Origin of the sequence: Bacillus sp. NTK034 (genome assembly GCF_017303275.1) — a bacterium.
Taxonomy (GTDB): Bacteria; Bacillota; Bacilli; order Bacillales; family Cytobacillaceae; genus Cytobacillus.
The window spans coordinates 630,892-643,873 of sequence record NZ_JAFKOJ010000002.1; the positions used below are offsets into that span (position 1 = coordinate 630,892).

Sequence of the window (12,982 nt, forward strand, 5' to 3'; positions counted from 1 at the left end):
TATGGACCCGCCTTCCGCAACTATTAATTATTCTCCTTTTAGCTCTTTAATGCGAGCTTCTACAGCTGCTCTCTTCTCGCTGTAGTCTTGTTCTTTTGCTTTCTCTTCCTCAATTACCTTTTCAGGCGCCTTTTTAATAAAGCCTTCGTTTGAAAGTTTCTTCTGGACTCTTTCAACTTCTTTATTTAATTTATCCCACTCTTTCTGAAGGCGTGCAACTTCTTCTTCAATGTTAATCAGGCCTTCAAGTGGAAGAATGATTTCTGCACCAGTCACAACTGCTGTCATCGCCTTATCAGGCGTCTCAACATTCAGAGCCAGCACTAGTTCTTCAGGGTTACAGAATCGTTCAATATAGGCACGGTTATTTTCCAGTGTACCCAGAATTTCCTCATCCTTAGCTTTAACCATCATTTTAATCTTCTTGCTCATCGGTGTGTTCACTTCAGCACGGCTGTTGCGGACAGAGCGGATGATTTCTACAAGCAGCTTCATTTCGTTTGCAGCCTGGGTATCTGTATACTCATCGTTTACTTCCGGCCACTGGGCAACCGTAATGGATTCACCTGAATGAGGAAGGTTCTGCCAAATTTCTTCCGTAATAAATGGCATAAATGGATGCAGCAGACGCATTGTATTGTCCAGAACATATGCCAGGATGGAACGCGTAGTTTTCTTGGCAGCTTCATCTTCTCCATACAGCGGAAGCTTTGCCATTTCGATATACCAATCACAGAAGTCATCCCAGATGAAGTTATACAGAACTCGGCCAACCTCGCCAAACTCGTAGCGGTCAGACAATCTTGTAACCGTCTCAATTGTTTCATTCAAACGGGTTAATATCCATTTATCGGCAACAGACTTTTCACCGCTTAAATCAATTTCTTCGTATGTTAATCCATCCATGTTCATTAAGGCAAATCGGGATGCGTTCCAGATTTTATTGGCAAAGTTCCATGTTGCCTCAACCTTTTCCATACTAAAGCGCAAATCCTGTCCCGGCGAGCTGCCTGTAGAAAGGAAATAACGGAGTGAATCGGCACCATACTGATCGATTACATCCATTGGATCAACGCCATTTCCAAGGGACTTACTCATCTTGCGTCCCTGTGAGTCACGAACAAGACCATGAATTAATACATCCTGGAATGGACGCTCTCCTGTAAATTCGAGACCCTGGAAGATCATTCGTGATACCCAGAAGAAAATGATATCATAGCCAGTTACCAGAGCAGCAGTCGGATAGTATCTCTTGAAATCGCTTGAGTCAGTATCCGGCCAGCCCATTGTTGAAAATGGCCAAAGGGCTGAACTGAACCAGGTATCCAAAACATCCTTGTCCTGCTCCCAGTTTTCAATATCTTCAGGTGCTTCGTGCCCTACGAAAACCTCACCTGTCTCTTTGTGGTACCAGGCCGGGATGCGGTGGCCCCACCAAAGCTGGCGTGAAATACACCAGTCACGAATATTTTCCATCCAGCGCAGATACGTTTTTTCAAATCGCTCTGGAACAAAGTTTACTTTTTCTTCTTTAGTTTGAAGAGCGATGGCTTCATCAGCAAGGGGCTGCATTTTAACAAACCATTGTGTTGAAAGGTACGGTTCAACTACTGCGCCGCTGCGCTCTGAATGGCCCACAGAATGCATATGTTCTTCAATTTTGAAAAGAACTTCTTCTTCCTGCAGATCCTTCACGATCTGCCTGCGGCATTCAAAGCGGTCCATATCCTGGTATTTACCGGCTCTGCTGTTCATTGTGCCATCTTCATTCATTACAAGAATTCTTTCAAGATTGTGGCGGTTTCCAATTTCGAAATCATTTGGGTCATGAGCCGGCGTAATTTTTACTGCACCTGACCCGAAATCCATTTCTACATAATCATCTGCAACTATTGGAATTTCGCGTCCTGTGATCGGCAGTTTAACTGTTTTGCCGATTAAATGCTTATAGCGCTCATCTTCCGGGTGTACTGCTACAGCTGTATCGCCAAGCATCGTTTCAGGGCGTGTAGTGGCAATTTCGATATGACCTGAGCCATCTGTCAGAGGATATCTCATATGGTAGAAAGCACCTTGCACATCCTTATAAATAACTTCGATATCAGAAAGGGCCGTTTTCGTAGACGGATCCCAGTTGATGATGTACTCGCCGCGATAAATCAAACCTTTATTATAAAGTGAAACGAAAACCTCTCTAACAGCTTTTGATAAGCCTTCATCAAGGGTGAAGCGTTCACGGCTGTAATCAAGCCCTAATCCAAGCTTTGACCATTGCTGGCGAATATGGCTCGCATACTCATCTTTCCATTTCCAAGTTTCTTCTACGAACTTCTCACGGCCTAAATCATAGCGGCTTTTGCCTTCATTGCGAAGCTTTTCTTCAACCTTTGCCTGAGTGGCAATACCCGCATGGTCCATTCCTGGAAGCCATAATACATCGTATCCCTGCATACGCTTCATCCGGGTGAGGATATCCTGCAGGGTCGTATCCCATGCATGGCCAAGATGAAGCTTTCCAGTTACGTTCGGAGGCGGAATTACAATGGTATAGGGTTGTTTAGTTTCATCGTCTTTTGCTTCAAAAAACTTCCCTTCGAGCCACCAGTCATATCGTCCTTTTTCAATCCCCTGCGGATCATATTTCGTCGGCATTGATAATTCATTACTATCCATATGTCATTCTTCCTTTCTAAAAACAATCCTAAACAAGAAAAGCGGAAGCGCCTTGCCCGCCCCTGACATGTTGAGGGGGAAGGCGGTGGAGCTAGACAGTTATCGACGTTTAGAATTGAATACTTTCTTTTAAAAATAAAAAACTCCATTCGCCATAAAAGGACGAATGGAGTATGCTTCGCGGTACCACCTTTTTTTCAATCACCAAAGAAAATCAGGGAAAGACATTCTTATAGAGATTGACACTTAATCAGATAACGGATTTCCCGTCTTTTACTACTAGGCTGCAGCCTTTCGCAAAAGATGCTCTAGGGCGACCTTCCAACGGTTCTGCCTGGATAACCTTTCAGCTGCTGGTTTTCCTCTCTAAAAGGCAAATGGCCATTGTACTCTTCCCTGTCTTAGCATCGATATTCAATTTTATATATAAAATATACTACCGAAAAAAGACTGTTATAGTCAATAAGGATACCCGAGTTTTTTATATATTATTCATTATTTCCATTGAAGTGATGATGATTTTGCCAGAAAAAAGTATTATAGCGGGTATAAAAATGCCGTTATACAGGAAAGAAACGAAAATAGGCACTTTACCGGTAAATGAATCATAGAATATACATATGAACATTCAGGAAAGGGGCATGCGACAATGAGAAGAAAATATAATCCTTACACACTGCCTCCCTGGTTAAGAACTTTCAGGAATGTGTGTGCACAGTTTATTATCCCGTTCTGTGTTTTTCAAGGCATAAGAACAATTTTGCTGCCTACCACCTTTGATGTACTGCTGCTATCGCTGTTCATTCTGATTGCAATTGCTTTCCACCTTCAACTGGTTTAGGAGCCCGCATTATTAGCTTTGGGCTCCTTCTTGCGCTTGAGCTTCGGCAGCTGCCTTTGCTTCTTGTTTTTGCCGTTCGATTTCATCGATTCTCATTGCAGCATATTCAATATTTTTCAAAAGCCAATACTGCCTTTGCAAATGCTGGACAGCCTTTCTTTCCCCCCTTTTTCCTTCCCCTTTATAATATTGCTCAGCAGCCCTGATAATAGGACCCGGATGAGCAAAGTAACTTTGAAACAGCAGCATCTCATCGTCTCTGAATGGAAAGTATTTCATATAATTGTAAATCCACTCTACACATTCTTCCGATCTTTTCGGATAAGTTTTCAGCGTTCTTGATAAAAACGGCAATAAATCATGGAGCGGCGACCCCTGTCTTGCATTTTCAAAATTCGTGAAGAATCCATATCCCCTATCGTCGTATAGAAAATGTTCGGTTGAAACTTTCCCATGAATGATTACTGTTCGTGCTTTGTCGCTTTCTTTCGTTTTTTCATACCAATCTTTAAATTTGTTTGTGGAGAATTTTAATGCCTGGCTGACATCGTGATAATAAAGTGAAAACATTAGCTCAAAGGGGGACATATACTCTTTTCTTTCGCATGATTCAATAAATCCGTCCAAAAATTCATTTTCCTTTTCCCATTCCTGCAAGGTTTTCTCATAATGATCGGTTCGATCTTCCTTTTTTATAGGAACTTCCCGCGAGGACAATGTGTGCAGTCTTGCCAGTTCCCTCAGCATTTGCTGATGCCTCTCAAATCTGTCCTCCTTTTCTTCATTGGGCATCCAGGGCATTAAATAAAATAATTCATTCTGATGGAGCACTGCATATCTTCCATCCACCGTCGGGTAAATAGGAACAATTCTGTTATACCCTTTTTGAAAGAGAGTTTGTACATGCCTTATAAAATCCGCTCCATGCTGAGGCTTTATTTTCTTCAGAGCAAACACACCTTTGCTGCTGTAAACTTTTTGAACTCTCCCAAACTCCTCTACAAAATGCGGCTCTAATGAATAATGATTTAAAATGGGGGAGACTTTCCGCAGCCGATTTTTTTCTTCCACCTAAACCACTCACTTTCCAGAATGAGAAAAAATGATGTTATTCTGAAATATATTGGCTAAACGAAAATAGCTGAGCGGGTTATCAATACCTGCTCAGCCTTTTAACCATTTAATGGGCTACCGCAACAGGAATGTACAGCACTTGCCCTTCATAAATATCCTGATTGATTTCAAGATGATTCACCCGTAATAGCTGCTGGGCTGGTATATCATACCTTTCAGCAATGGCATCAATTGTGTCGCCGTTCTGCACAATGCAAACCTTGAGCTTAACATGTTCCTCTGTCTCTTCTTTCCGGGCAAAGAACTCTGTTAACGACATGCTTTTCTTCTTGGAGAGTTTCTTCTTCTTAGCTTCCTGTTCTGAAGAGGATGAGGATTCCTCTGTTTCCTCATGAGCTGCCTGTGCAGCCGCTTGAACAGGCTTCTTTTCAAAGGAAGGACTATCTGATTCTGATGCTTCCGTCATTTGATAGATTTCCTGTGCGGTTGGCGGTGCTTCCTCCTCATTGCGCTGAGAAGAAAAAGATATTTCCGGTGCAGTTTTTGGCGTCTGTTCTTCTTCTGGCTGCTCTTGTTTAACTTCGAGGGCTGCAGGCACTGACGTTTTAATCACTTCTTGCTCTACCACTTCTGGCTGCTTTCTTGCTTCCGCCTCAAATGGAATATATACCTCATCTGTTTCTGGCTGCTCTTCCTGAGGCTCCTCTTCCTGTATATCTTCCTCGTTGCCAGCGTATACCTTTTCCTCTCTTTCTTCCTCTTCCTCTTCCTCTTCCTCCTGCTCCTGTTCTTCTAGCTGATATGAAGGCCATTCCTGCTGAATTATTTCTTCTTCCTCTATCTCCTCTGCCGCTGCAGAAGACCTGTACAGAGGCTCTAATTCTTCCGTTTCAGTTTCAGCTTCTTCCTCCCATTCTTGAACAGGAACATGCTGCTGATCGCCATACAATCCGGTTATGGTTAAATTTGCTGTCAATTTCATACAGCTTCGTTCCGGCAGAACATAATCGAAGGACTCTACCGCAACGTCAATATCGTAGATGCTTTGGATTCTATTATTTGGAATAGTGATATCGACAGGAAAATAGTGTTTGAATTCACAAACTCCTTCTCCTCTTTCTTCAACTGTCTGAACGAATTTGGTGACTGCCAAATCCTCTTGTTCTTCCTCAGATGCTTCTTCATCGCTGCGTCTATACTCACCTGCCAGTTCAAGAGCTCCCTGGATCGTTACATATTGATCGCTTTCCTGAATTGTTATATTGGGGTCTAACGAGATGGAAATCAGGTCCGATACTTCCTGTCCTTTTTGAAACCATACTGATTCTTCTAAAGAAAATCGTAAGCACGATGGATTCCCCTGAGACAAAGCGACTCCTCCCTTCGAATCTTTACGTTTAATCACTATGTCATTAACAATCCTATGAGGGATTAGGATACTTTATGATTAGAAAAATAGCGCTCTGAGGGAAACTTAGATTGATTTAGAAAAAATTCCTTGGATTAGACTTTTATCGCGCCTTCCACTCCAATCAACACCGTGCAAAATAAAAATTTGCATAATCACAGTCTATTGAATCCAGCAACAGTAAAGGGGATTCTTTCAAACGATACATAAAGACTCAAATAACCATAATTATAAGGTCATAAAAAAACACTCATCAAATCTGATGAGTGTCAGGTCTTGCTTATTTTAATTTGGAGAATGCCTTTTCAGCTGCCTGGATTGTTTTTTCAATATCTTCATCAGTGTGTGCAGTTGAGAGGAAGAGTCCTTCGAATTGGGATGGCGGCAGGAAGACTCCCTGGTTTGCCATTTCCCTGTAGTATTCTGCAAAGAAATCCAGGTTGGATGTTTTGGCTTTTTCATAGTTAATAACATTTTCATTTGTAAAGAAGATGCCAATCATGGATCCTGCACGGTTAATGGTGTGCGGGATATCATATTTTTCAGCAGCTGCTTTAAGCCCTTCTTCCAATCTGTCAGCTTTTCTTTCAAATTCTTTGTAGGAATGTGGAGTCAGCTGGCTTAAAGTCTCGAAGCCGGCAGTCATGGCAAGAGGGTTTCCAGATAGTGTTCCTGCCTGGTAAATTGGACCGCTTGGTGCAATCTGCTTCATAATTTCCGCTTTTCCGCCATATGCACCAACTGGGAGCCCACCGCCAATAACTTTTCCGAGACATGTAATATCCGGTGTCACTCCAAAGTAGCCCTGCGCACAATTATAGCCGACGCGGAAACCAGTCATTACTTCATCAAAAATAAGCAGTGAGCCGTTTTGTTCTGTAATTTCTCTTAAGCCTTCAAGGAAGCCTGGCTGAGGAGGAACGACTCCCATATTTCCAGCTACCGGTTCCACAATCACACCTGCTATATCATCTCCGAATTGCTCAAAGGCATATCTTACGCTTTCTAGGTCATTGTAAGGCACCGTAATTGTATTTTTGGCAACTCCTTCTGGAACACCTGGACTGTCAGGCAGCCCAAGGGTTGCTACACCAGAACCAGCTTTAATTAAAAGGGAATCACCGTGGCCATGATAGCAGCCTTCAAATTTCATGATTTTATTTCGGCCGGTATATCCTCGGGCAAGCCTCAGGGCACTCATAGTAGCTTCTGTTCCGGATGAAACCATTCGCACCACTTCAATGGAAGGCACGCGTTCAATGACCAGCTTGGCAAGCTCGTTCTCGATTTCAGTAGGAGCTCCAAAGCTTGTCCCCATTTCAGCTACTTTCTTAATACCTTCGACCACACGTTCATTAGTATGGCCGAGGATTAATGGGCCCCAGGACAAAACATAATCAATATATTCATTTCCATCGATATCGTAGATTTTAGAGCCTCGTCCGCGTTCCATAAAAATGGGATCCATATTAACTGATTTAAAGGCACGTACAGGGGAGTTTACTCCTCCAGGCATCAATTCGCTTGCCTCTTTAAAAGCCTTGACAGATTTTTCGTAAGAGCGCATGTCATCCCTCTTTTCGTTTAATAAGAAATTTTCAATTACTAAGACATCATATTATTAGTACTGTTCCTTAATCCACCTTGCCGCATCTTTCGCATGGTAAGTAATAATTAAATCACTTCCTGCACGCTTCATGCCTGTGAGCATTTCCATGACGATTTTCTGTTCATCGATCCAGCCGTTCTGTGCAGCCGCTTTAACCATTGAATATTCACCGCTCACATTATAAATCACAATCGGAAGGTTGATGTTGTTTTTAACATCCCGAACTATATCCAGATAAGGCATTCCCGGCTTAACAATCAGGAAGTCTGCCCCTTCCATTAAGTCAGATTCAGCTTCGCGCATGGCTTCCATGCGGTTGGAAGGATCCATCTGATATGCTTTTCGGTCGCCAAATTGAGGCGTACTGTCAGCTGCATCACGGAAAGGACCGTAGAATGCAGAAGCGTATTTAACCGCATAAGACATAACCGGGATATCTTCAAATCCGGCTTCATCGAGACCAGCACGGATGGCTGCTGTAAATCCGTCCATCATATTTGACGGGGCAATTATGTCTGCTCCTGCTTTAGCCTGGCTGACAGCTGTCTGCACAAGCAGTTCGAGGGATGCATCGTTCAGCACTTCTCCATTTTCAATCAACCCGCAATGGCCATGATCGGTATACTCGCAAAGGCATGTATCAGCAATTACGATAATTTCCGGATATCTAGCTTTTATAAATCTTGTAGCTTCCTGTACGATTCCATGATCATGATAAGCCTGCTGCCCGCATGCATCTTTCTCTTTCGGTATTCCAAATAAGAGCACCGATTTTATTCCAAGAGAAACAACCTCATTCATTTCCTCTTCAAGGTGATCAAGCGACAAATTGTATATTCCCGGCATTGAAGGGATTTCTCTTTTAATGCCGTCTCCTTCTGCCACGAAAATCGGATATATTAAATCCTCTGTACGCAAGAAGTTCTCACGGATAAGCGCTCTCATATTCGGACTTTTGCGAAGGCGTCTATGTCTATTAAATTGAAGATCCATTATATTTCCCTCCTGATTTCTGCCAAGTAGCTAATAATGCTCTTTAGCATGCTATGTACTGTATATTCTTCAGGAACCGCATGAACCTGCAGCCCGTAGGCATTTGCGCGATCTCTAGTCACAGGCCCGATGCAGCCCACCACACTGTCTTTAACAGCATTCTGATATCCAAGCTCCTTTAAAGCCCCTATAAAATGATCCACTGTGGAAGGGCTGGTAAAAGGAAGGACATCTAACCCGGTTCCAGAAAGCTGTTTTTTTATCAGATCAATGCTTTCACGTGGAAAAGTTGTCTCATAAACAATGATTTCATCAACGTCTGCACCATTTTCCGAAAGGGAGGCTGCGATATAGTCACGTGCCAGATTCCCTTTGGGGATTAATACTTTCATTCCTTCTTCTACAAATGGCAAAAAATCCTCAACAAACCCTTCAGCAACATATTCCCGGGGCATAAACTGCACCTTTAATCCCTTATCCATAAGCAATTTCTTAGTCTTCTCTCCGATAACCGCTATGTTAGGGAAAGGCCCGTCCAGACTCAGATTTTCAAAAAAAGCATCCACAGCTATTTTGCTTGTAAAAATCACCCAATCATACGTGTGAATCCGCTTATGGGCTTGAAATAAAACTTCCTTATCCTCCAAAGGCTCGAAAGCAATCAAGGGGATCTCAACAGGTATCCCCCCATAGCTTTGGATAAGAGCTGAAAAGGAGTGAGCCTGATTTTTCCCTCTTGGCACTAAAACAGTCATGCCTTCTAAAGGGGAAGTCTGTTTCATTGCCCGTCAAGCTCCTCTTTAACCCTGTCAATCAGCTCTTTGGCCCCCTGTTCAGTAAGCTTGACTGCCATCTGAACACCAAGTTCTTCAGGATCAGAACCTGTCAGGGTCTCCTTATAAATCACTTTTCCATCAGGGGAACCTACAAGTCCGGTTAACTCCATTTCACCCGTTTCATTAATTGTGGCAAAGCCTGCAATCGGAACCTGGCAGCCGCCTTCCATTTTATGAAGGAACGCACGCTCAGCACGTACTGTCTGATTCGTCTCAGAGCATGTGAATTTATCCAGCAATGCCCGAAGCTCCTTATCACTTTCACGGCACTCAATGGATAGTGCCCCCTGGCCAACAGCCGGCACACAAACTTCCGGCTCCAGGAATTCTGTAACAACATCAGCTGCCCAGCCCATTCTGGAGAGACCAGCTGCTGCAAGGATAATCGCATCATATTCTTCCGTTTCCAGTTTAGATAATCTGGTATCAATATTTCCTCTGATCCACTTAATCTCCAGATCCGGACGCTGTGCGAGCAATTGCGCCGCTCTGCGCAGGCTGCTTGTTCCTACAATAGATCCTTCCTTTAAGTCATTCAGTTTTATATGCCCTTTTGAAATAAGGGCATCCCGATGGTCTTCCCTTTCAGGAATGCTGCCGATTGTCAGGCCTGCCGGAAGAACAGCGGGCATATCCTTCATGCTATGTACAGCCATATCTATTTCTTCGTCAAGCATGGCCTGCTCTATTTCCTTTACGAATAATCCTTTTCCTCCGACCTTCGAAAGGGTAACATCAAGAATTTTATCTCCCTTCGTGACAATTTCCTTCACCTCAAACTCAAAGGACGGGTCAATGCTTTTCAATTGGCTGATCACCCAATTTGTCTGAGTTAGTGCCAGCTTGCTTCGTCTTGAACCTACGATAATTTTTCTCATGACTGCCTCCTGCAAATATGTCTATCTTTGGCTCCTGCTGAACAGTCGCCTCCGCTTTTCTTTACTGTTTTTCCAGCTGCGGCTCTTAGCCCCTCGAGGTCATAAGCTGTTCTGCTCTGCGGCAACCTGCGCCGCGGCCGCAGCCCATCTTATGCTTGTCAGGGCTGAACAGTCGCCTCCGCTTTTCTTTGATATGTCCAGCTGCGGCTCCTAGCCCCTCGAGGTCATAAGCTGTTCTGCTCTGCGGCAACCTGCGCCGCGGCCGCAGCCCATCTTATGCTTGTCGGGGCTGAACAGTCGCCTCCGCTTTTCTAGGAATACCAAAAATGGAAAGATGAAAGTTTGCCAAACAAAAAGAAGTTAATTAATACAATTAAAAATGATGCCAAGTTCCAGAGGGCTAAAGATTTTCCATATAGGCCCTTTCCAACTTTCATATAGAGATAAATACTATATAAAGCAAGGACAATGAATGAACCGATCACCTTGGAGTCATACCAGACCATATAGGGCAACTTAATATATGCCCACTGGATTCCTAAAATTAAACTTATCATCAGCATAGGTACACCGATTACATTTAATACATAGGACATATGTTCAAGCTTTGACAAGTCCGTTATCCGGAGCAGCCGCGTTCCCCATTTTTTCCTTTTGAGCAAATCATATTGAATCAGATAAAGCAGGGAAAATACGAAGGAAAGCGAGAATGCTCCATATGAAAGGATTGCAACTGTTATATGAATCAGCAGAAGTTCTGAGATGAGCTGCTGTGCTTTTACAGCCGAATCAATCTGAACAGGTGCGAATGTATGGATCGCCATTATGATAAAGCCGAGAACATTTGTAAAAAAGACGATAAAATCTACTCTGAGCAGCCTGTTAATTCCCAAAGAAAGAGTGATAAGCACCCAGGCATAAAAGTATAGGCCCTCAAAAATGGTCAATACAGGGAACCTTCCTGTATTAATCATATAAAGTATCAGGAACACCGTTTGAAGCACCCATACAAATGCAAGTAACCAGAAGGCAATCCTATTCGCCTTCCGGTTATGGTGAAGAAAATCAATAAAATATAATAAGACACATAGGGCATACAGAACCACCGTTAATTCGTGCAGCCGTGTCATATAGATGTCAGACATGGACAGGACCCCTTTTACGATTGAAAGGAAGTCTGCGGTGATTGAGCGAATGCGTGCTTTGTTTTGGCTGCTGCGTGCACGTTCTGCTGATCTGAAACAAGTTCTTCTATATTAAAGATTTTTACAAATAAGTCTAATGCCTGTTCGGAATCTTTCTGTCCAGCCATTTCTTTAGCTTGTAAAATAGGATCTTTTAATAGCTGATTGATGATGCTCTTTGTATGCTTGTTCAGCACTTTTTTATCACGATCACTCAAATGCGGCAGCTTTCTTTCAATGCTTGTCATGGTTTCACTCTGTATAGCCAGTGCTTTCTCACGCAAGGCGGAAATTACCGGAACAACACCAAGCAGGTTCAGCCATTGCTTGAATTCAACAATATCCCCTTCAATCATCAGCTGAATCTTCTGGGCTGCCTTTTTACGCTCCTGAAGGTTTGCTTCAACAATGCCTTCAAGATCATCGATATCATATAGGAAAACGCTGTCCAGATCAGCCAATTTCGGATCCAGGTCTCTTGGGACAGCAATATCCACCATAAATAGAGGCTTGCCTTTGCGCATTTTTTCTGCGTAAGCCATCATATCCTTCGTGACAACAAACTCTTTGGCCCCAGTAGAGCTGATTAAAATATCAGCTTCAACAAGGGCACATTGAAGCTCATGCAATGTTTTTGCCTGGCCCGCATACCGGCTTGCAAGATCCTGCGCTTTTTCAAATGTACGGTTAATAACTGTTACTTTACTGGCTCCGCTGGCATGAAGGTTTTGGATTGCCAGCTCACCCATTTTGCCCGCTCCTAAAATAAGAACATGTTTCTTTTCGAGAGAGCCAAAAATCTTCTTTGCCAGTTCCACTGCTGCATAGCTGACAGATACTGCATTTGCCCCTATTTCCGTTTCAGAGTGTGCCCGCTTAGCAAGCGTTACTGCCTGCTTAAACAAGTGGTTGAAGACTGTTCCGGTTGTATTTTCTGATTGAGCCTCCAGAAAACTTGTCCTTACCTGTCCTAAAATCTGTGTCTCGCCAAGGATCATGGAGTTAAGGCCGCATGCTACCTTGAATAGATGCTCAATGGCCCCATCCTCTTCATAAATAAATAGGAATGGAGAAAATTCGCTCTGATCCATATTGAAATGTTCTGCCAAAAATTCCTTTATATAATAGCGGCCAGTATGTAGCTGGTCCACAACTGCATAAATTTCGGTCCGATTGCATGTAGACAGAATGACATTCTCTAAAATGCTTTTTTTGTCATTTAATGTCTGCATTGCCTCGCCCAATTGTGAAGGATTAAAGGTTAGACGTTCACGGATTTCAACAGGGGCAGTTTTATAGTTTAGACCGACGACCAAGATATGCATTGAAATTGACACCCCCAGAATTATTGCCTAGTTCATTAATATTAATTATATCATTTCTATTATTTCAATTAATGCTTAAATGTGAACAGATATTGAACACATATGGTACTATATTTTAAAAAGGAGCCCAGTCCTGGGTTTCCTAAATAGACAAATACTCC

The 12,982-nt window shown here is 43.0% G+C and carries 10 protein-coding genes and 1 other annotated feature; of the genes, 1 reads left to right on the forward strand and 9 read right to left on the reverse strand.

What is annotated here, in order from left to right; translation table 11 throughout:
* Window positions 1-27: 27 nt before the first annotated feature.
* Entirely contained in the window at window positions 28-2,673 is a 2,646-nt protein-coding gene (locus tag JI665_RS09495) for a valine--tRNA ligase (protein ID WP_206838967.1), read from the reverse strand.
* A gap of 155 nt (window positions 2,674-2,828) precedes the next feature.
* Window positions 2,829-3,085: a binding site (T-box leader), on the reverse strand.
* Between the two features lie 237 nt (window positions 3,086-3,322).
* Between JI665_RS09495 and JI665_RS28545 the strand changes: the two genes are divergently transcribed.
* Entirely contained in the window at window positions 3,323-3,514 is a 192-nt protein-coding gene (locus JI665_RS28545) for a hypothetical protein (protein ID WP_019380294.1), read from the forward strand.
* Window positions 3,515-3,526: 12 nt separating this feature from the next.
* On the opposite strand, the gene ysxE is transcribed toward JI665_RS28545, so the two are convergent.
* The 8 genes from ysxE to hemA all read right to left on the reverse strand — a co-directional run bounded on the left by ysxE (window position 3,527) and on the right by hemA (window position 12,821).
* Window positions 3,527-4,585, reverse strand: a complete 1,059-nt coding sequence (gene ysxE, locus JI665_RS09500) for a spore coat protein YsxE (RefSeq protein WP_206838968.1) — start codon at window positions 4,583-4,585, stop codon at window positions 3,527-3,529.
* Window positions 4,586-4,694: 109 nt separating this feature from the next.
* A complete protein-coding gene (gene spoVID / locus JI665_RS09505; RefSeq protein ID WP_206838969.1) occupies window positions 4,695-5,957 on the reverse strand; it encodes a stage VI sporulation protein D in 1,263 nt (420 codons plus the stop codon).
* Between the two features lie 319 nt (window positions 5,958-6,276).
* Window positions 6,277-7,563 carry a glutamate-1-semialdehyde 2,1-aminomutase gene (hemL, locus tag JI665_RS09510; protein WP_206838971.1) on the reverse strand — a complete coding sequence of 429 codons (1,287 nt, stop codon included), beginning with the start codon at window positions 7,561-7,563 and terminating at the stop codon, window positions 6,277-6,279.
* Between the two features lie 54 nt (window positions 7,564-7,617).
* Complete coding sequence (hemB, locus tag JI665_RS09515; protein WP_206838973.1) at window positions 7,618-8,598, reverse strand: porphobilinogen synthase; 981 nt, start codon at window positions 8,596-8,598, stop codon at window positions 7,618-7,620.
* Window positions 8,598-9,380 (reverse strand): uroporphyrinogen-III synthase, encoded by a 783-nt coding sequence (locus JI665_RS09520; protein WP_206838974.1) that lies wholly within the window; start codon window positions 9,378-9,380, stop codon window positions 8,598-8,600. Before JI665_RS09520 ends, hemB begins: the two co-directional genes overlap by 1 nt.
* Window positions 9,377-10,312, reverse strand: coding sequence for a hydroxymethylbilane synthase (gene hemC, locus JI665_RS09525; RefSeq protein WP_206838976.1), 936 nt, complete (start codon window positions 10,310-10,312; stop codon window positions 9,377-9,379). The genes JI665_RS09520 and hemC overlap by 4 nt, the downstream gene beginning before the upstream one ends.
* Before the next feature lie 311 nt (window positions 10,313-10,623).
* Window positions 10,624-11,457, reverse strand: a complete 834-nt coding sequence (locus JI665_RS09530) for a cytochrome c biogenesis protein (RefSeq protein ID WP_206838986.1) — start codon at window positions 11,455-11,457, stop codon at window positions 10,624-10,626.
* A gap of 14 nt (window positions 11,458-11,471) precedes the next feature.
* Window positions 11,472-12,821, reverse strand: a complete 1,350-nt coding sequence (gene hemA, locus JI665_RS09535; protein ID WP_206838988.1) for a glutamyl-tRNA reductase — start codon at window positions 12,819-12,821, stop codon at window positions 11,472-11,474.
* Window positions 12,822-12,982: the final 161 nt, after the last annotated feature.